We start from the raw sequence: 25,197 nt of genomic DNA, 5'->3' as shown, positions 1-25,197 counted from the left end.
TTCAGTGAATGCGGACGATGATCTCGGAATGGCCGAGGCGGATCACGTCACCGTCAGCCAGCTGCCATTCCTGGACCGGGGCGTTGTTGACGGTGGTGCCGTTGGTGGAATTGAGGTCCGAGAGCAACGCGACCTGGCCGTCCCAGCGGATCTCCAGGTGCCGGCGTGACACGCCGGTGTCCGGGAGCCGGAACTGCGCATCCTGGCCCCGCCCGACGATGTTGGAGCCGTCGCGCAGCTGGTAGGTCCGGCCGCTACCGTCGTCGAGTTGCAGCGTGACCTGCGCCCCGACCGCTCCGTAGCCGCCCTGGCCGTATCCGCCGTAGCCGCCGGCCTGGCCGTAATCCGGTGCGGCCTGCTGACCGTATTCCGGAGTCGGCGGTTGGCCGTAATCGCCGTAGTCGCGGCCGGCCGGCTCCGCGTAACCCTGCGGCTCGCCGTAACCGCCCTGCGGGGCGTACCCGCCGGGGGCCGGTGCCTCGGCGTACTGGGTGTAGTCGCCGCTGCCGTAGTCCTGGCGCCCATAGCCGCCGGCCTGCTGGTAGCCCTGGTCCTGGCCGTAACCGCCGCCCTGCTCGTAGGACGGTCGCGGCGGCTCGGGGGGCGCCGGCGGCGCGCTGGGTGCGCCGTACCCCTCGTCCTGACGGGCGGGCCCGCTTCCGTATTCGCCGTAGCCGTAGCCCTGCTGACCACCCTGCGGCTGACCGTAACCGCCCTGCTGGTAGCCCTGGTCCTGGCCGTAACCACCCTGGCCGCCGTAACCACCCTGGGCGCCGTAACCTCCAGCCGGCGGGCCCGGAGGCGCGGCCGGCGGCGGCGCCTCGTGGGTAGGCGCATAGTTGCCCTGGCCCTGGTCCCCGTAGGCGCGTGGGTCGCCATAGCCGCGCTGCTCCCCGTAGCCGCCCTGCTCGTAACCACCCTGCTCATAACCGCGCTGGTCGCCGTAACCGCCCTGGGGCTGCCCCGGCGGTTGACTCTGCGGCGGGCCATACCCGCCCTGGCCCTGGCCGTAGCCGCCCGGCTCCTGGTAGCCGGCCTGTCCGTAGCCACCCTGTGGGGTCGGCGGGTAGCCCTGCTGCGGCGGGTAACCACCGGCCTCCGGCGGGTAGGGGGGTTGGCCCCCCTCGTGCGGCCGCGGGTAGCGGTCGTCGTAGTAGTCGTCGGGCCGCCCCTGCCCCTGACCGCCGCGGTAGCCTGGATTGTCAGTCATCGGTCGTACTCCTGGTTCTGCGCCAAACGCATGATGTGATTGTGGTCGGGCGGAATCGGTAGCCGTCGGGCGGGGCTCGACGTCGGGGTTGACAGTCCCGCGGGCGCGGAACTGGCCGGTGTGCAGGTTCGAGGCCTGCTCGAACCGGACGACCACTTCACCATACGTTTGCCACCCCTGTTCCTGGATATAGTCCGCCAAGTAACGAGCAAAAGCGGTCGACGTGAGCTCCGGGTCGCCGCCCAACTTCTCGAAGTCGCGCACACTGAGGGTAATGATGTATTCGTTGGGTGCCAAAAGGCGATTGCCCTGCAGGGAATGGACGCCATCGGCAGCCTCGCGGCGCAGCAGGGCTTCCACCTCTTGCGGAACGATCGATCCCCCGAACACTCGGGCAAACGCATCACCAACTGTCGACTCGAGTTTGCGCTCGATGCGCTGAACCAGCCCTCGTTGGCTACCCATTCTTACGCTCGCCTCACTACTTTGCACGGGAGTCGTCGGTCGAGGGCGAAGGAACTCGGCCGTGTGACTTGTTGACTGCCAATCGTATCGGGACAGCGCGACGCGGCGGCACCGCCAGAATCCAGAGAACCACATCGATACTGATCAGAGACCTACGGCGCGGTGAGCACGGTACGCCCCCGCTCGCACGGTTGGGGTGCGAAGCCACTACAGTGATATGGTCCTCCGGTTGTTTCGGGCGAGTGGCGGAATGGCAGACGCGCTGGCTTCAGGTGCCAGTGTCCTTCGGGACGTGGGGGTTCAAGTCCCCCTTCGCCCACAGTGAGCGGTTCTACGAATTGCGACGCGAAAGGTCACGAACTCGAAAGAGGTCGTGACCTTTTTCTTTGTGTGGATCGCCGTTCAGCGTGTGCCGGAACGGCTGCCGATCCCAAACGCGCTGCGATAGACCCCGCTTCGAAAGCGCCTCACCGGAGGCGAAGACGGGTTGCGAAAGCTGGTCGACCGAATCGTGGGCCGATTTCTGGCTCGAAGATGACCCGGACTTGCGCCGCACACACGTCACTCGGGCATGCTGCTGGGGTGCTGTTGCTCAGCCGGATGATTGGAAGCGACGTGCTGGGTCCCGACGGGCGGGTGGTCGGCCGCCTCGCCGACCTGACCGTCGAACTGGACGAGCGGCCCGGGCCCTGCCTGGTCGAGCGACTCCTCGTGCAGCGCCACCGGGCGCCGGACCTGCTGCCGCCATGGGCCGCGGTCGAGAGTTTCCGGCACACCGGGTTGGTGCTGGCACACGGCACCGATGATCCGGCCACATTCGCGACCACCTCGATCACCGATACGCTGGGAGCCGACGAGATCCTGCTGGGGCGCGACGTGCTCGACACCCAGGTCATCGACGTGGTGGGCCAGCGACTGGCCCGGGTCGGTGAGGTGGTGCTCGCCCGCACCAGCCAGAACCAGCTCGAGCTCGTCGGCGTCGAGGTCGGAATTGGCGGGGTGCTGCGGCGGCTCGGCCTACGCCGACTGGCGGCGCGAACCGGGGAGGACGCCCTCGCGTGGACCGACCTGCACCTGACCTCCGAGCGGGGTCATGCCGTGCAGCTGGCAACCCCACGGTCCGCGGTACACCACCTCGATGCGCGGGGACTCGCTGCACTGGTAAGCCGGCTCGACACCGAGTCGGCCACCGAGATTCTCGCCGCCCGGGGCCCCAGCGTCGCCGCCGAGGTCATCCGCGCCAGCCACCCGGACGTCGGGGAGCGGGTGCTGCGGGCGATGCCCCACAGGGATGCCGCCGAAATCGTGGCCGCCATGCACGTCGACCACGCAACCCGATGGCGGGACCGCCTCGCACGGTCGCCTGCGCTCCTCGACGGACCCTTCCTGCGCTCGCGCGTGTGGCCTCGCCGGCGTCACACCCCAGCCGGCGGTAGAGGAGCCGAGGGATCGAAACCTTGAGGCGTCCGGAACGCAAGCGGCTCGCCCTCGGCGGACTGCTGGCGGTGGTCGGTCCGGGGTTACTCGCCGGCCTCTCGGATGACGACCCGGCCGGCATCACGACCTATTCGGTCCTCGGCACGAACCACGGCTACCAGCTTTTGTGGGTGCTCGTGCTTTCCACCGTCGCCCTCGTGATCTTCCACGGCCTGGCAGCACGCATGGGTGTGGTCAGCGGACAGGGTCTCATCGGCCTCGTGCGCCAGCGTTACGGCGTGCGGTTGGGCGGTGCAGTGCTGGCCGCCCTCGTGATCGCCAATGTCGGCACGACCTGTGCCGAGTTCGCCGGGATCGCTGCCGGCTCCGAGCTGTTCGGCATCAGCCGCTACGCGAGCGTGCCCGCGGCGGCGGTGATCGTCTCCCTGCTGGTGCTACGGGGCAGCTTCCGCCGCGTCGAGCACGTCCTGCTGCTGTCGACGATCTTCCTGGCCTACGTCGGGTCCGGCGTGCTGGCCCATCCGGACTGGGGGGCCGCACTTCACGGCATGCTGGTACCGAGCATGCCCGCCAACGGCGAAGCCATCGCCATCGTCACCGCCACCCTCGGCACCACGCTCGCTCCATGGGGACTCTCCTTCATGCAGTCCTACGCGGTCGACAAGAAGCTTCGGACCGAGGACCTTCCTTTGATACGGCTCGACGTGGTGACAGGGGCGGTGCTCACCGGTGTCATCGGGTTCTTCGTCGTGGTGGCGTGTGCGGCGACGCTCCACCGCGACGGCCACCCCATCCAGGACGCTGCCGACGCCGCAGTGGCTCTCGAACCCCTCGCCGGCGCCGCCGCCTCGACACTGTTCGCGGTGGGACTGATTGGGGCGGCGCTGCTGGCTGCCTCCATACTGCCGCTGTCGACGGCCTATTCGGTGTGCGAGTACGCCGGCATCGAAGCAGCCGTCGACGACCCATACCGCGAGGCCAAGACCTTCTACATGACGTTCGGAATCGTCACGCTCCTCAGCGCGCTCGCTGTGCTCATCCCGAACGCCCCGCTCGTGACGATCCTGGTGGCCACCCAGGTGCTCAATGCCGTGCTGCTAGTGCCGTTGCTGTTCGCGATGATCGGCATCGGGAGTGACCGCGACCTCATGGGACCGTTCACCATCGGCCGGGCCGGCACGATCGTCTATGGCCTCACGACCGCGATGGTGGTGCTTTGCGTCGCTGCGCTGGCGGTCACCTCGCTCACCGGATGAGCGGTCATACGACCGGCGGCGCAGGTGGCAGAGCCGTAGATCACCGGCCACGGCCTCGTATCGCCCGATACCCTGACGTGTCGCGCACGCTCGCGGCGCCATACGACGCCCTGACGGGGGCGTTGCAGCGCCGTCTACATTCTCTTCGACAGCTACACGAAGGAGTCGCAGAGTTGAACATCGATTACGCGGCCACCGCGTGGTTGCTCGCCAGCACCGCCCTGGTACTGCTCATGACGCCCGGTCTGGCGATCTTCTACGGCGGCATGATGCGCACCACCGGCGTGCTCAACATGATCATGATGAGCTTCATCTCCATCCCGCTGGTGACCGTGGCCTGGCTGCTGTTGGGCTACACCCTGGCGTTCTCCGACGGCGGCGCCGGCGGGTTACTGGGCGGGCTGGCGCATGCCGGGATGAGCGGAATCGGGCCGGAGACCCTGCACGGACAGGTCCCCGAGCTGCTGTACGCCACCTTCCAGCTGAGCTTCGCGATCATCACCGCCGCCCTGATTAGCGGCGCCATCGCCGACCGCGCCAAATTCGCGGCATGGATGGTCTTCGTGCTGGTCTGGTCGGTGGCGGTGTACGCCGTCATCGCGCACTGGGTCTGGGCGCCCACCGGCTGGCTGTTCAAGATGGGGGTCCTGGACTACGCGGGCGGACTGGTCGTGGAGATCGTCTCGGGCTCGTCGGCGCTGGCGCTGGCGCTGGTGCTCGGCCCGCGCATCGGATTCAAGGTGGAGGCCATGCGCCCGCACAACCTGCCGTTCGTGCTGCTCGGCGTGGGACTGCTGTGGTTCGGCTGGTTCGGCTTCAACGCCGGGTCGGCGCTGGCCGCCAACGGGCTGGCTTCGGCGATCTTCCTCAACACCCTGGTGGCCGGCTGCCTGGGGATGCTGGGCTGGCTGTCGGTGGAGCAGTTCCGCGACGGAAAGCCCACCACGTTCGGTGCCGCGTCGGGCGTGGTGGCCGGGCTGGTGGCGATCACACCGTCCTGCGGCACGGTGAACACGCTGGGCGCCGCGGTCGTCGGCCTGGTCGCCGGCGTCGTCTGCTCGTACGCCATCTTGGTCAAGTTCAAGCTCAACTACGACGACTCGCTCGACGTGGTGGGGGTGCACTTCGTCGGCGGGGTTGTCGGCGTCTTCCTGATCGGGCTGTTCGCCACCGCCGTGATGACCGGTGGCCCGAAGGGACTCTTCTACGGCGGCGGACTCGGTCAGCTCGGAAAGCAGTCCCTGGCGATGGTGGTGGTCGCCCTGTACGCCTTCGCCGTGAGCTTCGTGCTGGGAAAGCTGATCGACAAGTTCATGGGTTTCCGAATCAGCGCGGCGGAGGAGACGAGCGGTGTCGACCTCAGCCAGCATGCGGAAACGGCCTACCCGGAGGGCGTTTACGGACACCAGGCAACGCGCCGGCCGTCCCTGGGGGAACGAGACGACTCCCGTCCGCGGTCGATCGAGGACGACGACGAGTAAGCGATAACCTGGCCGCGTGAATAGCCAGCAAGTACCGGGCGGAGTCGTCCACGAGATGCCGGCAGACCTGCGTCGAGCCCTGGCCGCCAACTCAACGGCGCTGGAGCTGTGGAAGGACATCACTCCCCTGGCGCGCAACGAGTTCATCTGCTGGGTCGAGGACGCCAAACAGGCGGCCACCCGCGAGCGCCGCATTCGGCGGACCCAGGAGGAGCTCGAGGAAGGCAAGCGCCGGCCGTGTTGCTGGCCGGGCTGCAAGCACCGCGAACGCAACGGTAGGTAGTGGTGCCCGGGCCTACCCCGTTGCCGGACGCCGCCGACGGCGGCTAGTGTTTGGTTAGGCGAACCTAATCTGGTGAAAACCCCTCCCGCCGGTGTGGTCCATCGCCCGCTGCGTCGCCTACTGCGGTGACTGCAGCGAGACGCCGACTCCGGCCCGCCGTGCGTGGCCCGAGCGGCGCAGCACGGGAAGGATCAGTTGCTGATGGCTGCGACGCCGAGGGGTAGGCCGGCGGTGAGTGCGCCGTGACGGCGCCGATCTGGTTGGCCTCGCCCCCCGAAGTGCATTCGGCTCTGTTGTCCAGTGGGCCGGGGCCGGGGGTGTTGCTGGCGGCGGCTGAGGCCTGGCAGGCGCTGGGCGCCGAGTATGCCGAGGCTGCCGCCGAGCTGCTCGGTGTGCTGGGCGCGGCCCAGGGTTCCTGGCAAGGCCCGAGCGGCGTGCGGTACCAAGCCGCGCACGCGCCGTACATCGGGTGGTTGATCCAGGCGCAGGCGACCAGCGAAGCGGCGGCGGGCCAACACCAGGCCGCGGCGGCGGCCTACGCTACGGCGCTGGCGCTGATGCCCACGCTGCCCGAATTGGCTGCCAACCACGTCATTCACGGGGTGCTGGTCGCGACGAACTTCTTCGGCATCAACACGATTCCGATCGCCTTGAACGAATCCGACTACGTCCGCATGTGGCTGCGGGCGGCGGCCACGATGGCCGGGTACGAGGCCGCGTCCACCGCGGCCCTGGGTGCCGTACCCGCCACCGCTCCGGCGCCGGCGGTGCTCAAAGCCGACGGCACCCGAGCGGCTGCCGAACCCGGTCAGCCGGCCGCCGCCGCACCCGCAGCCGAGGCCGGAAACCAGTTCAACCTCGTCGACACCATCGCGCAGTTGCTCCAGGGATACCTGCAGTACGTGCAACAGATATACGAGCCGATCACCAATTTCCTGCAGGACCCGATAGGCAACACGTTTCAGCTGATCAACGACTTCCTGACCAACCCGTCACAGGCATTGGTGACGTGGGGGCCGTTCCTGTCTGCCGTCGCCTACCAGGTGTTCTCCAACGTGGGTGCCGCCCTGACCTATCCTCAGCTGCTGCTCGATCCGCTGCTGGCGATCACGCTGGGTGTGGTGATCGATGCCGGCTACCAATTTCTGCAGCAGCTGCCGGTCGCCGTCGCCGAAGCGGCGGCACCGCCCGCGGTGTTCAGCGCAGCGGGGCACTCGTCGAGTTGGCCGCTGGCGACGCTGACTCCGTCCGTTGCCGGCCCCGCTCCCGCCGCGGCCGGTTCGGCCACCGCCACGGCCGGCCCGGCGCCGGCGTCAACCGCACCTGCGTCGCCCGCGTCGGCAGTCCCCTATGCCGTCGCCGGGGTAGATCCGGGTGAAGGATTCTCGCCGACGTTCCGGGAGGGATCCGGGGCCAAGGCGCCGGCGGAAGGCATTCCGGCGGCGGCTGCCGGGCTGCCCGCCCGGGACAAACGCCGCTCTCGACGTCGCCGCGCTGCCACCATGCCGGAACACCAGTACGCCGATGAGTACCTGGATCTCGACCCCGGGTCGGTCGAGGAGCCCCGGTTGGCGGCGTCGGCCCGTGGTGCTGGTGCGATGGGCTTCGGCGGCACCGCACCCAGGGCCGGCGCCGACGCGACCGGTCTGGTGACTCTGCCCGCCGACGAATTCGGCAGCGGCCCAACCATTCCGATGCTGCCCACCACCTGGGAGTCCGAAGGCCGATAGCGTCACGGCTGCGTGTTGACCCAGCCCACGACTTCGGCCGTCACCGGGTCGGTGATGTCGTTGTACTCGGGATGCTTCTTGAGCACGGTGACCACCATCGAGCACACCGGCACGATCCGCTGCCCTTCCGCCTTCGTGGCCTGCAGCGCATCCTCGAGCAGCAGGGTCGCCAAGCCGCGCCCCCCGAACGCAGGATCGATGACGGTGTGGTGGAAAACCCGCTGATCGCCGCGATCGGCAAAGTCGGCGAAGCCGACCTCCTGGCCGGCGACCGCGATCGTGTACCGGCGGTCCTCGGCCCTGATGTCGACTTCTGCGCCGGTCTTGTCGGTAGTCATGTCTGCTCCTTCTGATGTGGAAGTGACCGGGGAACCAGCCGGGTGGTGGGCATCGGTGGGGCGGGCAGCCGGGTGACCGAACCCTGGTAGCCCCGGACGGCTCCGAAGCGATCTCCAGAACGATCTCCAAAACGATCTCCAAAACGATCTCCAAAACGATCATTGCCGTCCTGCCAAAGCCGGCGGTAGGTGACGATCTCCTCGTGGCTGCGGCCGACGAAGTTCCACCACATCACCAGCTCTTCGCAGAAGGGGGCGCCGCCCAACACCAGGACCCGCGCGGGCGCGGTTCCTGTGTTGCGAAGTTGCAGTGCGCGATGGCCCGGACCCTGGTAACCGAGCTCCGCGGCAGCCAGCGCAACCCCGCTCAGCGCGACATCGCCCTGGTCGCACAGCACCCCGTGCTCGAACGCCGGATCCACCGCGAAGTCGATATCGGCATGCAAGTCCAGGTCGACCTGCGCCCCGACTAGCGGCGTGAATGTGCCTACCGGCGAACGGCTTCCGGCCAGCTCGCCCAAGAACACCCGGACCACAGCTCCGGGCACCGACACCGGGTCCGGTCGGTAATGCGCGAAATCGCGGTCGGTTTCGCGCGCCCGATCGGGCAGTGCCACCCACAACTGCGCGCCATGCAACTCACCGGACCCCACCGATACTTCGGAATGACAGATGCCCGCTCCCGCCGTCATCAGGTTGAGTTCACCGGGCCGCACCATGGCGTGGACGCCCGCGCTGTCCCGATGCTCCACTTCCCCGCTGAACAACCAGCTCACCGTCTGCAACCCGGTGTGCGGATGCGGCGGAACATCCATCCGCGCGGGGCTCCCGGTCACGGGCCCGTAGTGATCGACGAAACACCACGCCCCGATCAGTGAGCGCTGCCGCTGCGGCAGGGTGCGTTGCACGCGGATGGCCCGGGGTCCACCAAGGGGCACCTCCCGTGGGGCCAGGATCTCCACAACCGGCGCGCCACCCGCGATCTGCGAAGCGCCGCAAGCAACTTCGGCCGGGGCGGTCTCGAGGTTGCTCACCATCGCGACCTTACTCGCAGCACCTGCTCACCGACCCGGCGGCTGGAGCGCCTTCATCGCTACCCGCATGACCGGTTCGGGAACGCGGTCTTTGAGCGCGAGGGCTTTGTCGGCTGCCCGAGATCTCAGCGGTGTGCCTCTGCCGAACATCCTGTTGAACGGCCCGCCGGTCGGCTCGACCGTCACGTGCAGCGGCGGGACGTCGACGGCCGAACCGAGCGCATTGGCGATGACCATCCGCTGAATCTCACTGGTACCTTCAAAGATGGTGTACAGCTTGGCATCTCGATACCACTTTTCCACGGGATGGTCGGTGATGTAGCCCCAGCCGCCCATTGTCTGAATGGCCCGCTCGGTGGCCTTGACGGCCACCTCGCTGGCGGCCAGCTTCGACATGGAGCCTTCGCCGCGCTCGAAGGGAACGCCGCTCGCGGCCATCCAGGACGCACGCCAGGTCAACAGGCGGGCCGCGTCGATCTGAGTCGCCAAGTCCGCCAATGGAAATGCGATTCCCTGATTGTCGATAATGGGTCCGCCGAAGGCTTCCCGCTCGGTGGCGTAGGCGGTCGCGTACTCCAGTGCGGCCCGCGCGATCCCGATCGCCTGGGCCGCCACCATCGGCCGGGTCTGTTCGAAGGTGCCCAGCGTCGCGGATCCGGATTTCTTGGCCCCGGCCACCACTTCGCGGGCCTTGGCCAACTTGTGCTCGAGCTTGTCCTGTCCGCCAAGCAGATTGCGGCCCGGCACCCGGACGCCGTTGAACCGCAACTCGGCGGTGTGCGATGCCCGGCATCCCAGCTTGTCGAGCTTGCGCACCAGCTCCAGGCCCGGCGTTCCGCCCGGCACCACGAACAAGGCCTGGCCACGGTGCCCGAGCTCCTCGTCGACCACCGCGTTGACCACGTGCACGTTGGCGATGCCGCCGTTGCCGATCCACATCTTGTGGCCGTCGAGGATCCAGTCATCACCGTCGCGCCGGGCGCGAGTACGCAGATTGCGGACGTCGCTGCCGCCTTCGGGTTCGGAGATGGCCAGCGCGGCCAGCTTGAGATCACCCGGTGTCCCGAAGCATTCCGGAGCCCATTCCAGAATCTGTTCCGGGGAGGCGGCCTGTCCGATCGCCGAGAGCGCCAAAGCCGGCATCACGATGGCCAGACCGATCCCCGCGCATCCCCAGAACAGCTCTTCCATGAACATCGGCAGCGAAATCCCGGTGGGGTCGCCGATCAGGTCCCGGTAGAACAGCGGGCTGTAGAAGCCGCGCTGGGCGGCCTCCTCCAGCACCGGCCACGGAAACTCTTGGCGCTGATCGTATTCCAGGGCGACCGGGCGGATCACCTCCTCGGCGAACTGTTGGGTTCGCCGGGCCAGGTCGTGCTGTGCCGCCGTGGGGGTCAGGTCGAAGGTCATGATGCGCCTCTGCTCAGTTGCCTCGGCCCGGGCGGGGCCACTGTCGAGCGCCGTATACCCCGGGTGTGGTCCCCCTATCCGCTCAACTTGCGAGGCCGGACGTCAGGCTGCCGAGCGGGGACCCGAGTGCGCAGCGGGAAGGTGTAGGACGACCGCGCCGGCGGTGGCCTCGGTGGTATTTCCGTCTTTTTCCCGACGGGCCAGCAGGGCGGCGTTCTCGGGCAGTTCCCGGGCGTTGATCTCCCCGGCGGCGATTCGCCGCAGCAGCTCGTGGGCGTGGGCGAGCTGTTCGCGCTTCCGGTACTGACCACCGGGCAGCTTCACGCCGGCCCAGACGCCGTATTCCTCGCGGTGTTTGATCGCGTACGCAGCGCACAGGCGTTGTTGTGCAAGTGGGCACCGGCGCAGGCATTGCACCCTCGCCTCGGCGGCCGACCGTTCGTAGACGCGCGCCTTGGCGGCGCCGTCACCGCCGTCGTCATCGGGGTAGCCGAACCACAGTTCCGGGTTGGATGTGCAGGGGTTTGCCATGTGTCAGCCTCCTTGTGCCACGTGAAACGTAGGCGAAAGCGTATACACAAAATGGGCCGACGGACAAGAGAAGGGTGACAAAAACGGATATGCACTGTGAGGGTGCGGTCGCTGTGTAATATTTCCGCTATGGCCTGGAGCCCGCCGTGAGCCGCGAGTCGGCCGGCGCGGCCATCCGTGCGCTCCGCGAATCGCGGGACTGGTCGCTCGCCGACCTGGCCGCCGCCACCGACGTGAGCATCATGGGGCTGAGTTACCTGGAACGCGGCGTCCGAAAACCGCACAAAAGTACTGTTCAGAAGGTCGAAGAAGGGCTGGGCCTGCCGCCGGGCACCTACTCGCGGCTGCTGGTCGCGGCCGATCCGGACGCCGAACTCGCGCGCCTGCTCACGGTGAGACCGCCGACACCAATGGCCGCCCGAAGTCCCGAATCGGTCACTGTCGAACGCCATAGCGATACCGACGTACTCGAAGAATACGCCGAGGCGCAGCTGGAAACGTTGCGTTCGCTCATCGATCGGATGCCGGCGGAGGCGTCAAACGAATACGAGACGTATATTCTGACTGTGATCGCACAATGTGTGAAGGCGGAGATGCTCGCCGCCAGCTCGTGGCGGGTGGCGGTGAATGCCGGCGCCGATTCGGCCGGCCGCCTCATGCAGCATCTGCAGGCGCTCGAAGCCACCCGCACCGGACTGCTGAACCGGATGCCGACCAGCCTGAGCGCGAGATTCGACCGGGCGTGCGCCCATTCGTCGCTGCCGGACGCGGTGATCGCCGCGCTGATCGGTGTGAGCTGCGACGAGGTGTGGGACATCCGCAACAGGGGCGTGATCGCGCCCGGAGCACTCCCCCGAGTGCGCGCGTTCACAGACGCGGTTCCGGGAACCGAGCCTATCTCCGACGGGCGCGATCGTGAATGAGCTTGAGGCGCTGAGCCACGCCCATCAACTCTTCTCCGGACCCAGCCCACCGGTGACGCTCGACGCGGGTCAGGCGCCGCCCACCGTCGCAGGCCCGAGCCATTATCAGCGGGCTGCCAACCGCAGCCGGGTAGTGCTGGCGTCGTCGGCACATACGGATTCGGCGGTCGCGGCGATCATCGCCGGCGCACAGCGCGACCGGGCCGTCGCGCGCGGGCTCACCGGCGGCGTCCTCGACGAAGCCCGTGCCGATGCAACGGTCATGCCGGCGACTCCGCTGGCTCAGCGTGAGGCCATGCGCCGACGGGCGGCGCGGTTGCGGGCGCAGCGGGCCCACGTACTGTCCGCCTGGCGCCGGTCGCAACACCATGCGGCAGCGTTGCGGGCGCTGCGCTACCGGATCTCGCACCATCGCGCCCGGCTCCCGTCGGCGCACGGCCGCGCCGGCGCCGCGGTGCGCGCCGCGCTCTCCCGGCTCGGGCGCCCTTACGTCTGGGGTGCCACCGGCCCCGACCAGTTCGATTGCTCCGGCCTGGTCCAGTGGGCATACGCGCAGGCCGGCGTGCACCTGGACCGCACCACCTATCAACAGATCAACGACGGAGTCCCGATACCGCGGTCTCAAGTCCGTCCGGGCGACCTCGTCTTCCCGCACGCCGGTCACGTCCAGATGGCGATCGGGAACAACCTGGTGGTCGAAGCGCCCTATTCGGGTGCCTCCGTCCGGATCAGCCGGATGGGCGCCAACGTGGCAATCCGGCGGCCCTGGTAGAAGAGGTTGCAGCATGTCGGACCAAGCCGGATCATCGATAGCCGCGATCGCCGCCCGTCAAGCCGCGCTGGCCGTCAGGCACCGTGCCGCGACCGAGGCCGACCGGGTGCTGACGGACACGCTCGTCGACGCGCACGAGGTGCTGCGGGACAGCGTTCGCCGACTCGACGCGATCGCCGCCCAGATCGGCCGCGCGGGTGAACTCGCGGCCGATACGCCGTTGGGGGCGCGCGAGTTTCACCGGTTCCTGGTGGCCAAACAGCGGGAGATCACCGCCGTCATTACCGCTGCCCGCGACTGGAGTCGCGCGAAAGGCGCTGTGCTGCAGGGTCTGCGTGTGCAGTACTGCCCACCCCCGACAGAGTGAATTGTCCAGGTGACCGCGCTTGGGTACTGTCGCGCGGCATGGAGGGGCCGTGACCACCTACCAGGACCTCGTGGACACGATGCGAATCATCCAGGAGCGCACCGGCGACCCGCTGGCATGGATGGCCGGGCTGACGCCCGACGAACGGATCGCAGCGATATCGCCCCTAACGCCGGCGCCGCAACTCGCCGCCATTCTCAACAAGATCCGTCAGCAACATCCAGACCTGTTCCCCCTGGCGTCCCCGGCACCGCCGGACCGCGCCGACGGTGCCGCAGCGAAGGCCATTGCGGACGCGGAAGCCGCTCTGGCACATCAGAATTCCGTGACCGCTCAGCTGGACCTGCAGGTGGTGTCGGCGATACTCAACGCTCACCTGACCACAGTGCAAGGCCGCGACGCGCTCAACCGGCTCCAGCAGGACATCGAGATGGCCGTCGCGACGCGGTCGGATCTCGACACCCCGGCCGGTGCGCGGGATTTCCAACGTTTGCTGATCGGCAAGCTGCGGGATATTCGCGAGGTGGTCGCCACCGCGAGTCTCGACGACACGTCGAAGTCCGCTTTGATGGCCGCCTGGACGTCGCTGTATAACGCGTCGAACAACGGGTCACCGACGCCCACCGACCACCGGTCATTGCCGCTGCCGACATCCCCGAGCGCGCAGAGCGCCGACCGGCAGACGGTTCCTTCCGCTGCTGCCGATCCACGGCTCGACTCGCTGTTGCCCGACGACCCGGGGCTGCTGCCCACCGCCGCATCCGCCTCCGCGCCGACAGCGGCAGCACCGCCAACGGCCGCACCCAGCGGGGGTGGTGGCGTATCCCCGACCGGTGCTGCGATGCCTGCCCTGGGCGCACCGGCCGGAATCCCGCTGCCGACCCTGTCGGCCGGTGGCACCGGCCGCGACCCGAGTTCGCTGACCGACGGGTTGTTCGGCGACGACCCGGTTGACGGCGACGCGGGTGACGACAAGCGGGAACGCGGACGCCACGATGACGACCACCAGCAGGACGAGCGTCAGGACTCGGCACCACCGGAAGCGCCGGCGGCGGGTCCGACGACCGTGACGCTGCCCACCGGCGAGACGGTCACTGCGGCCAGCCCGCAACTCGCGGCGGCGATCAAGGCCGCCGCGGGCGGCATGCCGATCGCGGACGCGTTTGCGCAGCAGGGCATGACCATCCCGCCGCCAGGCACCGCGGTCAGCAGTCCCGTCGATCCGTCCCACGTCCAGCCGGGCGACATCGGGATGTTCACCGACCGGCATGCCCTGGCGCTCGGTCTCAGCAGGGCTCTGCTGGACGGCCAGATTCAGCATATTTCGACCGTGGCCGGGCCCAGCTTTCTAGGCTGGGAGCACCCCCCGACGCCGCAGGCAACGGCGCCGGCCGCCGGCGACGCACCGACGCCCACCCGGCCCTCGGCCGGGGCCTGACCCACCAGCCGTCACGGACACACAACAGAGGAGACAGCGGATGGCCGATCGAGTCCATGTAGTGCCGGCGCACTTGCGGGAAGCCGCCGCCCATCATGAGCACACGTCGAACCAGCTGCGGACCCTGCCCGCGGCGCACGCCGCCATCCAGCAAAGCCTGGATTCCCTCGGACCGATCTTCGGCGAACTACGCGAAGCGGGCCGCGAACTTCTCGAGCTGAGGCGGCAATGCTATGAGCAACAGGCCGACGACCACGCCGCCATCGCCGAGAACCTGCACACCTCAGCGGCCCTGTGGGAGCAGCACGAACAAGAGTCGGCTGACAAACTCGGCGGCATCGTGGACCGTTGACCGTCCCTGCATCCCAGAAGTCGACGAACCGCAATGACTGACGCGAATCCCGCCTTCGACACCGTGCACCCGAGTGGCCACATCCTGGTGCGGTCGTGTCGCGGGGGCTACCTGCACAGTGTCGCGCTCAGCGAAGCGGCGATGGAGACGGACGCGCAAACCCTGGCCGAGGGCATCTTATTGACCGCCGACGTCTCCTGCCTCAAGGCGCTGCTGGAAGTGCGCGACGAGATTGTCGCCGCCGGACACACCCCGTCTGCGGAGGTGCCGACGCCCGCCGATCTCGACGTCGCGATCGAGCGGTTGCTCGAGCACCGGCTGCATCCGCGGCCGATGACCGCCTAGAGCAACCAGGTCCGGGCGGTCTCCGGGTCCGGCGCGATATCGCTAGGTGGCTCAATAGGATTGTCGCCGAACAATTCTCGCGCGCGGCTGAGCAGGGAACGCACCTCGTCGAGTTGCCGCTGCAGCGCGGAATCGGCCATGGGCACACGCTACCCACGCCCAGCCGGCCACACAATTCACCCTCCCGAGAAGCCGTGCCGGCTGCGCGGCGTGGACGGCTACTCTTTACCGGTGGGGATCTTCGGTCGGATATCCGCGCGCCAGCGGCTGCGCAGAGCGACCCAAGACTCCTTTTTGGTGCCCACCTTCAGCGCGCCGCTCGATTGCACCCCCTGGGTGCTCGGCGGGCTGTGGCCTTCCGCACTATCGCCGGACGACGCCGAAACCGCAACCCTCGCCGGGTATCTCAGAACCGACCTGCAGCGAATCGCGGACTCGGCGAACGACGATCTACGCGCCATCAGCCGATCCGGAATGGAGTATTCGGTCCGGCGCGAGGCGGAGGCCGCGGTGATCGACGAGGCCCGCGACCTGGCGGTGCGCCGGGTCGAGTCGACGCTGCGCCAACTGCGGGAGCTGCGGCGCAATGTGCCGCCGCCCGCAGATATGGACAAGACACAGGTGCTGCCCGCCGTACGGGACCGACGGCATCTGGACATGGACAAGACGCAGGTGATGCCCGCGGTCCGCGACGAGCCCCCCGTCGGCGAACCGACACCGGGCGGGGTCGAGCAGCGACCGGCCGAGGGTGTGCCGGCGCCCGGCGCCAATCCCGACCGGCTGCAGCGGTTGCTGGTTTTCGTGGCACGTCAGGAGCCGCGGTTGAGCTGGGCGGTCGGTGAGCGCCCGGACGAGACGACGGTGCTGGTCACCGACCTCGCACACGGTTGGATTCCGCCGGGTATCGCCGTGCCGCAGGGCGTGCGCCTACTGGAGCCGCAACGTCGGACCGGCCGTGCGGTGGACTTGCTCGGCACCACGACCCGGGCGGTGACCTACACACCGGGAGATCCGGCGAGGTGGCCGAGCGAGGTCCCCGATGTGGCGCCTCCCGGGCAACCGATGGAGCTGCCCGAGGTCGAAGACCTGGATTGGGAGCTGACGGTGGCAACGCATGGCCGCGAGGGCCTGCCACGTCTGGCGAACACGTTGGTCGAGGCGGCCGCATCCGGCGCCGACATCGTCGATCAGGAACTCGACCTGCTGCGTGTTCATCTGGAGACCACGCGGTATCAGGTTCTGGCACGATACCCCGAGGTCGATCCGGTGCAACTGCTGAACTGCATGTTGCTGGCCGCCGTCGAGTGCCGCGTGGCCGGTGACCCGGCTGCGGCGAACTATCACTTCGCCTGGTTCACGAAACTGGACGCCGCCCCACCCGGAAATCGAGGCGGAACCAAGCCGGAAAGCACCGGTTGAGTTTGAATTGACGCTGGTGGGAGGCATCGACATACTGTCATGGTGTCGGGGCCGGGTCGTTCCAGCGGAGCAAGCGACCGAGGCGCCGGAAGCGATGCAGACCTCGTCGAAGCGGTTCTTCGTGAACTGAGCGAGGCGGCCGACAAGTGGGAAGCACTCGTCGCCCAAGCTGAGACCGTCACCTACAGCGTGGACTTGGGAGACGTGCGCGCGGTGGCGAACTCGGACGGTCGCCTGCTCGAGTTGACGTTGCATCCGGACGTGATGACCGGCTACGCACCCGGCGAGCTGGCGGACAGATTGAACCTCGCGATCGCAGCGCTGCGGGAAGAGGCCGAAGCCGAGAACCAGGCGCGGTACGGCGGCCCTCTGCAGGGGTGACGCGTACGGAAGCGGGTCCGTACGGGTCACCGGAAGGAGATGCACTGTGCCACTGAATTTGTCCAACCGCGACCAGAATTCGGGGCATCTGTTCTACAACCGCCGGCTGCGGGCCGCGATCACCCGATTCTCCGTCCGGATGAAGCATGACGACCGCAAACAACAGGCGGCGGTGGCACTCTCGATCGTGCTTGTCCTCATCGGCGTCGGCTGGATGGCCCTGCTGCACGTGATGAAGCCGGCCGGGTTGGTGGCGGGTTCCGCTGTCGTCGGCAACCGGGACACCGGAGCGATCTACGCCAAAGTCGACGGCCGCCTCTACCCCGCGCTGAACCTGACTTCGGCACGGTTGGTCGTCGGGAATGCGACCGCGCCCACCTGGGTGACGGCCAGTGAGATCGCCAAGTACCCGACCGGCCCGATGATCGGGATCCCCGGCGTGCCGGACAGCCTGCCGGTCACGGCCGGAGCCGAGTCGGCCTGGGCGGTGTGCGACACCGCACCGGTCGGCGGATCGAACCGGGGCAGTGGCACGCCGCCGGTGGTCACCGCGATCGCGGGGGCGCTCACCCCGCTGGACAGAGCTGCTGTGATGAGCCCGAAGCAGGCCGTCCTGGTCACCCACAAGGATGCGACCTACGTGGTCTGGGGCGGGCAACGCTCCCGTATCGACCCGGGCGACCGGTCGGTCACGTTCAATCTCGGCCTGGACCTGGGAGTGACCTATCCGATCGAAATCTCCAATGCCCTGTTCGACGCCATGCCCGCTACCGAACCTCTGGTGTCTCCGGTCATTCCGGAATCCGGCACGCCGTCGCGGTGGCTGCCCGGAGCCAAGGTCGGCAGCGTGCTGGAATCGCGCGACGCCGGCGGCGCGGTCAACGGCTTTTACGTCCTGCTGACCGGCGGGGTGCAGAAGATCACCGGCTTCGTCGCGGACCTGTTGCGTACCGGCAATTCTCAGGGAGAGACCGCACCCATCCTGGTGGCTCCGGACAAGCTGATCCACATCCCGGTTGTCGACGTGCTCGACGTCGACTACTACCCGGTGGGGAAGCTGGATTTCGTTGACACCACGGCTAATCCGGTGACCTGCGTGGGGTGGGCGAAACAGGCCGGCGACCCGCAGGCCAGAATCGCCATCGTCTCCGGCCGGGGCCTGCCGGTTCCGGTCAGCATGGATGCCCGACTGGTGCATCTGGTGCGCGACGACCGCAACCCCGACTCGACGGAGGCCAACCAGACATTGATCCTGCCGGGTGCGGCGAACTTCGTTGCCACGACCAGTGGCGTCGTCACCTCCGGCAGCCGCGAAAGTCTGTATTGGGTTTCGCCGCAGGGTGTTCGGTACGGGATTCAGTCGGATCCGCGGACGCTGCAGGCGCTGGGACTGGATCCGCGCCTGGCCGTGCAAGCGCCTTGGCCGCTGGTACGCACCTTCGCCCCCGGACCGGCCATCAGTCGCGACGCGGCCCTCGTTTCCCGGGACGCGATATCGGCCGGGGGTCTGCTGGCGCCCGTTCCCGACTCGAGTGGGGGTTAGTCGTGTCCAAACGAGGCTTCGTCCGTCCCAGGCGCACCCCGCCGCCCACCGTGCCTCCGGTGCGGGTGGCGGTGGCGGCGCCGTTGGCGCTGCCCGAGCGTGAGCCGCGCAACCTCCTGCTGATGATCGCCCTGCCGGCACTGCTGGTGGGGATCGTCGGAACTCTGGTGGTGATGTATGCATCCGGGGTCAGGTCCTTGCAGTCGGGGTTCTTTCCGATGATCGGCCTGGTCGGTTTCGGTGCGCTGATGTTCGGTGGACGGTTCGGGCGGGGACGCCGGATCAGCTGGGGCGAGATGGAAAAGCAGCGACGTAGCTACCTGCGCCAGCTCGACGACGATCGCGAGGAGGTGCAGCGTGCCGCCCGGGAGCAGCGCCGCAGCCAGCTGTTCGTGCACGCCGACCCTCAGCAACTCAGTACGGTCATCGGCGGCCCACGGATGTGGGAGCGCCGCCCTACCGATCCCGACTTCCTCGATGTCCGACTGGGTATCGGCGTTCAGCAGGCCGGCGAATCGGCTGTTTCCCTGCAGTGGCCCGACGTGCCCGTTGGCGAGGAGCTCGAGCCGGTAACCGGGGGTGCGCTCAGGGATTTCATCCTCGAGCAGAGCAAGATTCGCGGCATCGGCAAGGTGCTGAGCCTGCGGTCCAAGCCCGGCTTCAGCTTCATCGCAGAGGATTTGAGCGAATTGCACGCGATGGTGCGCGCGCTGCTGTGCTCACTCGCGGTCTACCACAGCCCGGACGATCTCAAGCTCATGGTGGTCACCCGCCATCCCCAGCAGTGGCAGTGGCTGGTCTGGTTGCCCCACAACCAGCATGACGAGATGTTCGACGCATGCGGACTCCGCCGGCTGGTGTTCGCCTCCCCCACCGAGCTGGAAGAGGCGCTCGATGCCGAGTTGCACCGCAAGGGTCGCGGGCCGTGGTCGCCGCCCGTGGCGGCGAGTCCGACGTCCATGCCGTCGCCAATGGAAGCGACCGCCACGTCGGCGTCAGGACCGCACTGGGTGATCGTGGATGACAACGTGGGCACCCCGGAGCAGTGGGAAGGTGTGACCGGTCAGAAGGGCATGTCGGGAATCACCGTGCTGCGGTTGGCTACTCGCGCCGGTGTCGGCGTCGGCTTCGCCGACGACAGCCAGCGCTTCGCCCTGCGCGAGGGCCGGCTCATGCACCGCAACACCTACTACGCCGTCGCGGACACGCTGGCCGAGAGCACGGCTAACAGATACGCGCGCGCGCTGGCCCGATGGTCACCGATGAGCGCCGGCGACCTGTCCGAAACCGACAGTCAGGCCGGCGAACTGCTGCGGGCGCTGGGGATCACCGACCCGCGTGAACTCGACGTCGACCGGCTCTGGGCGGAGAGTCGGGGGCGCGGCGACCCCAAGTGGGCGATGGTACCCGTGGGTGTCCGGCAGGGCGGCGATCTGCAGTATGTGATCCTGCGCGCCAAGGACTTCGGTGGCTACGGCTTTCACTCCGTCGTGATCGGGACCTCTGGGTCCGGCAAGTCGGAGTACTTTTTGTCACTTTGCAGCGGAATCGCTTTGACGCATTCACCGGAGACGTTCATCGTGATCTTCGTCGACATGAAGTTCGAGTCGGCCGCACAGGACCTGCAGGGGTTTCCGCATGTCGCAGGATCACTGTCGAACCTGGGCAAAGACGATCGCCACCTGGCCGAGCGGATGCGCAAGGCCATCAACGGCGAGATCGCGCGCCGGTACCGTCTGTTGAAGGATGCCGGGGCCCGCGATGCCAACGAGTATGAGGAAATGCGGCTGGCCGGAAGAGATCTGGAGCCTATCCCCATCCTGCTGGTGATCATCGACGAATATCTCGAGTTGTTCATCCACCATCCCGAGTGGATCGACCTGGTGATCCATATCGGGCAGGAGGGCCGCGGCTGCAACGTCTTCTTCACCCTCGGGGGACAGCGGCTGGACCTGTCGTCCCTGAGTAAAGCCAAGAGCAACATCGCTTTTCGGGTGGCACTGCGCGCCGAGACCGCAGAGGACTCTCGCGACGTCATCGGTAGCGATGCCGCTCTGCATCTGCCGTCACAGGAGAACGGCTACGCCCTGCTCAAAGTGGGTCCCCGCGACCTCGAGCAGTTCAGGTGCTTCTATGTGTCGGCTCCCTTCGTGGTGCCCAAGACGACGTCCAACGTGAACAAGACAGTGGCCATGAGCTTTTCGCGGCCGCGCGCGTACACCTCGGACTACCAACCCCTCAGCGAGTCCGACAGTGCGGCATTGGCGGTCGCTGATGCCCCGGAAGAACCCGACGAGTTCCTCTTCCACTCCGACGGCTTCCGCAAGAAAAAGCTCGTCGACGTCGTTCGGGAGTCTCTCGTCTCACACCCTGCCCGTCCGCCGCATCAAATCTGGCTCCCGCCTTTGGAAGTCAGCGAACCCGTCGATGCGCTGGTGGCTCGGTGGCGTGGTCGGCCGTGGCACGTCGACTACGGGCACAATCCTGGCCTGATGTTCCCGTTGGGCATCGTCGACATCCCGGAAGAACACGACCAGCGTGTCCATGCGATCAACGCCGAAATGGACAACGTCATGGTGGTCGCCACCGCCCAGCGGGGTAAGTCCACCACGTTGATGACGCTGATGACATCCGCCGCGCTGATGTACCGACCGGAGCGGGTGACGTTCTTCTGCGTCGGGGCGTCGCTCTACCCGGTGGAAGAGCTGCCGCATGTGGCTTCGGTGGTCAGCCCGACCGACCGCGAAGGCGTGTCGCGGACCATCGCTTCCATCGAGGGCCTGATACTGGCCCGCGAGGCCGCCTTCAAGACGTATCAGATCGACATCTCCGAGTTCCGGGAACGGCGGTTCGGCCCGGACGGCGCCGCCGGGAATACCGATCCGGGAGACAAATTCGGTGACGTCTTCCTCGTCATCGACAACTTCAGCGATCTCTACGACAAAGACGCTGCCATCGGCGAACGAGCCATCGCCATTGCCCGCCAGGGCCTTTCGTATGGTGTACACGTCATGACCACGGCGACGGCGTGGCTGATCGGACAGAAGCAGCAATTGGTCAACGTTTCCAACGCCCGCGTCCAGCTGCGGCTGAGCAATCCCGATGAAACGCAGATGGGCGAGGGATTCGAGCGCAAGAAGGCTGCCCGCAACACCTTGGACCGCCCCGGGTTCGGCCTGACCCGCGACGGCTTCGAGTTGCTGGTGGGAGTGCCGGAGGTGGTCGGACCCGACGGTGAACGGGTGTCGACGCGCGAGGTCGGTGCGCTCATCGCGGCGCTGACCGGCGCCGGCCGGGTGGAGAGCCTGGCGCGGCTGCCCCAGCGGATTCCGCTCGGCGAGGTGGCTGAGGCCTTCGCCGCCACCGCCGGGCACGCCGAGCCGTTGACCATCCCGTTCGGAATAGGCGAAACCGCGCTGCAGCCCGCGGCGCTGCCCACCCGACTGGTGCCGAACATGCTGGTGGTCGGCCGGCAAGCATGTGGGAAGACAACAACGTTGGCCGTGCTGGGGCAGATGATCGTGGCCCGGTGCACAACAGAGCAGGCCAAGATCACCATCATCGACCCGAAGACGTCGTTGATCGGCAGGATCCAGGGGGACCATGTGCGGGCGTACGCGTACACCGCCGACGACATCGACGCGACGATCGCCGAATTGGCGCAGTTGCTGCGCGACCGGCTGCCACCGTCCGGACTGAGCCAGGCGGAGTTGCTCAACCGCCGCAGCTGGGACGGCCCGCATCATTTCGTCCTGATCGACGACGAGCAGGAACTGCGACCACACGGGGTGCTCGGCAAGAACGCGGCGACGGCGCCGCTGTGGGGGCTGATCGAGCGCAGCCGCGAGATCGGCCTGCACGTCATCGCGTCGCGCCTGCCCGGGAACTGGGCAGGTGTGTCGGTGACCAACCCGTTCCTGCAGAAGATGACGGGCTCGCGGGCTCCGACTCTGTTCATGGACAACGATCCGGCGGCGGTCAAGGTGTTCGGCCGGACCAGCGCTCAGCAACTGCCGCCGGGGCGGGGTTTGTTGGTCACCAGCGACGGCGTGATCGAAGGAGTGCTGGTAGCAGAGCCGCAAACGTGAATCGACAGGCGCCGGGCGTGAACTTAGACTCAGCGCAACTTGCCGCCGGCGCTGTTCGGCGGAATGACTCGGGAGGTGGCAATGGGCGGATTCTTCGGCATGGTGCCGGGCGCTGTCGACTTGTCGGCGGCTGCCGAGGCGGGGATCAGCGAGGAGATGGCCGCCACCACGGCGGCCGGTGCGGCCGCGCTCACCGCGGTGATGCCGATGGCGTCCGACGCCGACTCCATCGAGTTCGCGGCGGCGCTTAACGCGGCCGGCGCCGCCTACCTGGGCACCGCCGCTGAGCACGTCGGGCAGCGCGCCGTCTTCTCGGGTGCCCAAGGCTTGTCGTCGGCCGCCACCGTCGCGGCGGAGGCCGCCAACGCGGGCGCCGTCGGACTGTAGGACGCCCATGCCGGATCCCCGCTGGACAGGTCCACCCGAAGTCGTTGCGGCGATTTTCGAGGCCGGCTCCCCCGCCTCGGTGATCGCCAACAATGCCGTGTGGGTCACCGAGACCGCCAACAACGAACTGTCGGCGGGTCTCTCCTCGGTCAACACTCTGGTCACCCAGGCGCAGTGGCAGGGAGTCGGTTCGGTCGCCTCGGCGGTCGCCGCGACGGGGCTCAACGCCGGGCTGCAGACATTGGTGGGTTGGACCGCCGAGAAGATCAACGTCACGCAGGCCGCCGTCGAGGCATTCATGCTGGCGCGGTCTGCCGTCATCCCGTCGGTGGTCTCGCAGACCAACCGCGACGAGTGGACCGTCTTGAACACCACCAATTGGTTCGGCCAGAACACGCCCGGGATCGTCGAGCGGGACTCGGAGTATTTCGGCGAGCACTGGCCGCACAACTCCGGGGTGGGCTGGGCGTACTCCGGTGCGTTGAGCGCGCTGATCGCAGCGCTCACCGTGCCTCCACCCGTCGCGCCGATGGGTGCTTCGCCGGCCGCACCGGCAACAGCGGCACAAGCGGTGGCGCAGGCCGCGGCGCAGACCGGAATGCACAACGCGGTACAGGCGTCGGGTCAGGCCGCGCAGAGCGCGGGCCGGGGCGCGGCGTCGCCCGCCGAGTCGACCGGTCAGCTGAGTTCGTTCATGCAGGAACCGATGCAGATGGTGTCCGGCGCCACCGAGCCGCTCAAGGCGATGGTGCAGGCGCCGATGCAGGCCATGCAGAGTGTCACCAGCATGCCGCAAGGCATGATGCAGGCGTTCGGTGGAATGTTCCCGTCCGCGGGCGCGCCGAATGCGGCGGTCGTCGCCGAGTCTGCCGGGATCGCCGCGGGCGGCGGGGGCTCGGCGGGCGGCGGCGTGGCTGCCGCCGGCGGCTTGCCCGGCGCCGGGCTCACCAGTTACACCCGGCCCACCAGCAGTTTCGAACCCGAAGTCGGCGGCAAGCCGACGAGCCTGCGGGCCGGAGTGCTCAACGCCGCGGAGGTGCGTGGGCCCACCGTCGCCACCGGCGGCGCCCCGGTTCCGATGGCGCCCGGCGGCATGCTGGCGCGAGGCGGCGGCGAGGCCGAGAAGGGCGAGGTGACGCGGGCACGCGTCGTCGTCGACGAACGCGATTACCGCGAACCTCGCTAGCAAACCGCTTCACAGTCGGCAAGGCGCTGGGCTCACGAACGCCCGGCCCCGGGCGGTCCCGCGAAGGCCTGCGCGATCTGCAGCCAGCGTTGCGCGTCCTCCCCCACCGCCGTCACATCCAACGCATGCCGCGGCCGGCGCTGGGTCACCAGGAAACAGAAATGCTCCGCCGAACCGGTGACGCGCTGCGCCGCTTCCGGCGGTCCCCACGACCAGGTGTCGCCGCCGGGACCACGCAACTCGACATAGAACGGTTCACTCGGCGGCGTCAGGTTGTTTACGACGAAGGCGTAGTCGCGGGCCCGCACGCCGATGTGCGCGACCGAACGCAGCCGGGCTGTCGGCGCCCGGGTGACACCGAGCGCGTCAGCCACATCCAGGCCGTGGGCCCAGGTCTCCATGAGCCGCGCGGTGGCCATCGACGACGCGCTCATCGGCGGCCCGAACCAGGGCAACTTGCGGCCGTCGGACACCGCGAGCAGCGCCTCGTGCAACCGGCGACGAGTGCTGCGCCAGTCGGCAAGCAGCGTGGCCGGGGGCATTGCGGCCAGTTCTTCGGCGCCCGCATCGACGAACCCGGCCGGATCGGCGGCGGCTGCGCCCAGCGCTGCGCCGAACGCGGCCTCGTCGGTGACCGAGAGCAGCGAGACTCTGTCGGTCCACAGCAGGTGCCCGATCTGGTGCGCGATGGTCCAGCCCGGCGCGGGTGTCATGATGGCCCAGTCTTTCGCGGCCAGCGGGGCCACCAGTGCGTCGAGGTCGTCGCTCTCGGCTTGCAGATCGGCGACGAACGCAGCGCAACCGGCCATCTGAAGTACCTC

24 protein-coding genes and 1 tRNA gene are annotated in these 25,197 nt (G+C 68.1%); 18 read left to right on the top strand and 7 right to left on the bottom strand.

What is annotated here, in order from left to right; all coding sequences use genetic code 11:
• Position 1: 1 nt before the first annotated feature.
• Positions 2 to 1,675 (bottom strand): FHA domain-containing protein, encoded by a 1,674-nt coding sequence (locus AC5Y7D_RS14565; RefSeq protein WP_499925018.1) that lies wholly within the window; start codon positions 1,673 to 1,675, stop codon positions 2 to 4.
• Positions 1,676 to 1,911: 236 nt separating this feature from the next.
• Between AC5Y7D_RS14565 and AC5Y7D_RS14560 the strand changes: the two genes are divergently transcribed.
• From AC5Y7D_RS14560 to AC5Y7D_RS14535, 6 genes are all read left to right on the top strand, one after another.
• Positions 1,912 to 1,994 (top strand) — tRNA-Leu (locus AC5Y7D_RS14560).
• A 263-nt stretch (positions 1,995 to 2,257) separates the two neighbouring features.
• On the top strand, positions 2,258 to 3,136 hold the full coding sequence (locus tag AC5Y7D_RS14555) for a magnesium transporter MgtE N-terminal domain-containing protein (protein WP_499925016.1): 879 nt from the start codon (positions 2,258 to 2,260) through the stop codon (positions 3,134 to 3,136).
• Between the two features lie 44 nt (positions 3,137 to 3,180).
• Entirely contained in the window at positions 3,181 to 4,368 is a 1,188-nt protein-coding gene (locus AC5Y7D_RS14550) for an NRAMP family divalent metal transporter (RefSeq protein WP_499925015.1), read from the top strand.
• 173 nt (positions 4,369 to 4,541) lie between these two features.
• A complete protein-coding gene (locus AC5Y7D_RS14545) occupies positions 4,542 to 5,849 on the top strand; it encodes an ammonium transporter (protein ID WP_499925014.1) in 1,308 nt (435 codons plus the stop codon).
• A gap of 16 nt (positions 5,850 to 5,865) precedes the next feature.
• A complete protein-coding gene (locus AC5Y7D_RS14540; protein ID WP_499925013.1) occupies positions 5,866 to 6,132 on the top strand; it encodes a YdeI/OmpD-associated family protein in 267 nt (88 codons plus the stop codon).
• Between the two features lie 242 nt (positions 6,133 to 6,374).
• Entirely contained in the window at positions 6,375 to 7,862 is a 1,488-nt protein-coding gene (locus AC5Y7D_RS14535; RefSeq protein WP_499925011.1) for a PPE family protein, read from the top strand.
• Positions 7,863 to 7,864: 2 nt separating this feature from the next.
• Here the strand turns inward: AC5Y7D_RS14535 and AC5Y7D_RS14530 are convergent, their stop codons facing one another.
• From AC5Y7D_RS14530 to AC5Y7D_RS14515, 4 genes are all read right to left on the bottom strand, one after another.
• Complete coding sequence (locus AC5Y7D_RS14530; RefSeq protein WP_499925009.1) at positions 7,865 to 8,200, bottom strand: GNAT family N-acetyltransferase; 336 nt, start codon at positions 8,198 to 8,200, stop codon at positions 7,865 to 7,867.
• Positions 8,197 to 9,234 (bottom strand): pirin family protein, encoded by a 1,038-nt coding sequence (locus AC5Y7D_RS14525; RefSeq protein WP_499925007.1) that lies wholly within the window; start codon positions 9,232 to 9,234, stop codon positions 8,197 to 8,199. The genes AC5Y7D_RS14530 and AC5Y7D_RS14525 overlap by 4 nt, the downstream gene beginning before the upstream one ends.
• Positions 9,235 to 9,261: 27 nt before the next feature.
• Positions 9,262 to 10,644 (bottom strand): acyl-CoA dehydrogenase family protein, encoded by a 1,383-nt coding sequence (locus AC5Y7D_RS14520; protein ID WP_499925005.1) that lies wholly within the window; start codon positions 10,642 to 10,644, stop codon positions 9,262 to 9,264.
• Positions 10,645 to 10,746: 102 nt separating this feature from the next.
• A complete protein-coding gene (locus AC5Y7D_RS14515) occupies positions 10,747 to 11,175 on the bottom strand; it encodes a WhiB family transcriptional regulator (RefSeq protein ID WP_499925004.1) in 429 nt (142 codons plus the stop codon).
• A 146-nt stretch (positions 11,176 to 11,321) separates the two neighbouring features.
• Between AC5Y7D_RS14515 and AC5Y7D_RS14510 the strand changes: the two genes are divergently transcribed.
• The 6 genes from AC5Y7D_RS14510 to AC5Y7D_RS14485 are packed head-to-tail and all read left to right on the top strand — an operon-like array spanning position 11,322 to position 15,372.
• Positions 11,322 to 12,098, top strand: coding sequence for a helix-turn-helix domain-containing protein (locus tag AC5Y7D_RS14510; RefSeq protein ID WP_499925002.1), 777 nt, complete (start codon positions 11,322 to 11,324; stop codon positions 12,096 to 12,098).
• On the top strand, positions 12,088 to 12,870 hold the full coding sequence (locus tag AC5Y7D_RS14505; protein WP_499925228.1) for a C40 family peptidase: 783 nt from the start codon (positions 12,088 to 12,090) through the stop codon (positions 12,868 to 12,870). Before AC5Y7D_RS14510 ends, AC5Y7D_RS14505 begins: the two co-directional genes overlap by 11 nt.
• A 13-nt stretch (positions 12,871 to 12,883) precedes the next feature.
• Positions 12,884 to 13,237: a DUF4226 domain-containing protein gene (locus AC5Y7D_RS14500; RefSeq protein WP_499925001.1), complete on the top strand. Its 354-nt coding sequence runs from the start codon at positions 12,884 to 12,886 to the stop codon at positions 13,235 to 13,237.
• 49 nt (positions 13,238 to 13,286) lie between these two features.
• Complete coding sequence (locus tag AC5Y7D_RS14495; protein ID WP_499925000.1) at positions 13,287 to 14,675, top strand: DUF4226 domain-containing protein; 1,389 nt, start codon at positions 13,287 to 13,289, stop codon at positions 14,673 to 14,675.
• 40 nt (positions 14,676 to 14,715) lie between these two features.
• On the top strand, positions 14,716 to 15,027 hold the full coding sequence (locus AC5Y7D_RS14490; RefSeq protein ID WP_499924998.1) for an ESX-1 secretion-associated protein: 312 nt from the start codon (positions 14,716 to 14,718) through the stop codon (positions 15,025 to 15,027).
• 33 nt (positions 15,028 to 15,060) lie between these two features.
• Positions 15,061 to 15,372, top strand: coding sequence for a DUF2694 family protein (locus tag AC5Y7D_RS14485; protein WP_499924995.1), 312 nt, complete (start codon positions 15,061 to 15,063; stop codon positions 15,370 to 15,372).
• Here AC5Y7D_RS14485 and AC5Y7D_RS14480 read toward each other — a convergent pair.
• Positions 15,369 to 15,512 carry a hypothetical protein gene (locus tag AC5Y7D_RS14480; RefSeq protein ID WP_499924993.1) on the bottom strand — a complete coding sequence of 48 codons (144 nt, stop codon included), beginning with the start codon at positions 15,510 to 15,512 and terminating at the stop codon, positions 15,369 to 15,371. The genes AC5Y7D_RS14485 and AC5Y7D_RS14480 overlap by 4 nt on opposite strands.
• Before the next feature lie 91 nt (positions 15,513 to 15,603).
• Between AC5Y7D_RS14480 and AC5Y7D_RS14475 the strand changes: the two genes are divergently transcribed.
• From AC5Y7D_RS14475 to AC5Y7D_RS14450, 6 genes are read left to right on the top strand one after another with little or no spacing between them, the layout of a single operon-like run.
• A complete protein-coding gene (locus AC5Y7D_RS14475; protein ID WP_499924992.1) occupies positions 15,604 to 16,791 on the top strand; it encodes a DUF5632 domain-containing protein in 1,188 nt (395 codons plus the stop codon).
• 39 nt (positions 16,792 to 16,830) lie between these two features.
• Positions 16,831 to 17,172, top strand: coding sequence for a YbaB/EbfC family nucleoid-associated protein (locus AC5Y7D_RS14470; RefSeq protein WP_499924991.1), 342 nt, complete (start codon positions 16,831 to 16,833; stop codon positions 17,170 to 17,172).
• 46 nt (positions 17,173 to 17,218) lie between these two features.
• Positions 17,219 to 18,715 (top strand): type VII secretion protein EccB, encoded by a 1,497-nt coding sequence (gene eccB / locus AC5Y7D_RS14465; RefSeq protein ID WP_499924990.1) that lies wholly within the window; start codon positions 17,219 to 17,221, stop codon positions 18,713 to 18,715.
• A 2-nt stretch (positions 18,716 to 18,717) separates the two neighbouring features.
• Entirely contained in the window at positions 18,718 to 22,803 is a 4,086-nt protein-coding gene (eccCa, locus tag AC5Y7D_RS14460) for a type VII secretion protein EccCa (protein WP_499924988.1), read from the top strand.
• Between the two features lie 39 nt (positions 22,804 to 22,842).
• The gene (locus AC5Y7D_RS14455; protein WP_499924986.1) at positions 22,843 to 23,190 is read left to right on the top strand and encodes a PE domain-containing protein; all 348 of its coding nucleotides are present in this window, start codon (positions 22,843 to 22,845) and stop codon (positions 23,188 to 23,190) included.
• Positions 23,191 to 23,197: 7 nt separating this feature from the next.
• On the top strand, positions 23,198 to 24,376 hold the full coding sequence (locus AC5Y7D_RS14450) for a PPE domain-containing protein (protein ID WP_499924984.1): 1,179 nt from the start codon (positions 23,198 to 23,200) through the stop codon (positions 24,374 to 24,376).
• Positions 24,377 to 24,408: 32 nt separating this feature from the next.
• On the opposite strand, the gene AC5Y7D_RS14445 is transcribed toward AC5Y7D_RS14450, so the two are convergent.
• Complete coding sequence (locus AC5Y7D_RS14445) at positions 24,409 to 25,185, bottom strand: TIGR03084 family metal-binding protein (protein ID WP_499924982.1); 777 nt, start codon at positions 25,183 to 25,185, stop codon at positions 24,409 to 24,411.
• Positions 25,186 to 25,197 lie beyond the last annotated feature (12 nt).

Source organism: Mycobacterium sp. NGS49, from assembly GCF_059812565.1.
This window is presented reverse-complemented; position numbering and strand designations above follow the sequence as displayed.

Excerpts from the sequence above, each read along its gene's own strand:
- AC5Y7D_RS14565 (WP_499925018.1), bottom strand. The coding sequence starts at position 1,675 with ATGGGTAGCCAACGAGGGCTGGTTCAGCGCATCGAGCGCAAACTCGAG.
- AC5Y7D_RS14530 (WP_499925009.1), bottom strand. The coding sequence starts at position 8,200 with ATGACTACCGACAAGACCGGCGCAGAAGTCGACATCAGGGCCGAGGAC.
- AC5Y7D_RS14520 (WP_499925005.1), bottom strand. The coding sequence starts at position 10,644 with ATGACCTTCGACCTGACCCCCACGGCGGCACAGCACGACCTGGCCCGG.
- AC5Y7D_RS14515 (WP_499925004.1), bottom strand. The coding sequence starts at position 11,175 with ATGGCAAACCCCTGCACATCCAACCCGGAACTGTGGTTCGGCTACCCC.
- AC5Y7D_RS14500 (WP_499925001.1), top strand. The coding sequence starts at position 12,884 with ATGTCGGACCAAGCCGGATCATCGATAGCCGCGATCGCCGCCCGTCAA.
- AC5Y7D_RS14490 (WP_499924998.1), top strand. The coding sequence starts at position 14,716 with ATGGCCGATCGAGTCCATGTAGTGCCGGCGCACTTGCGGGAAGCCGCC.
- AC5Y7D_RS14485 (WP_499924995.1), top strand. The coding sequence starts at position 15,061 with ATGACTGACGCGAATCCCGCCTTCGACACCGTGCACCCGAGTGGCCAC.
- AC5Y7D_RS14480 (WP_499924993.1), bottom strand. The coding sequence starts at position 15,512 with ATGGCCGATTCCGCGCTGCAGCGGCAACTCGACGAGGTGCGTTCCCTG.
- AC5Y7D_RS14470 (WP_499924991.1), top strand. The coding sequence starts at position 16,831 with ATGGTGTCGGGGCCGGGTCGTTCCAGCGGAGCAAGCGACCGAGGCGCC.
- AC5Y7D_RS14450 (WP_499924984.1), top strand. The coding sequence starts at position 23,198 with ATGCCGGATCCCCGCTGGACAGGTCCACCCGAAGTCGTTGCGGCGATT.
- AC5Y7D_RS14445 (WP_499924982.1), bottom strand. The coding sequence starts at position 25,185 with ATGGCCGGTTGCGCTGCGTTCGTCGCCGATCTGCAAGCCGAGAGCGAC.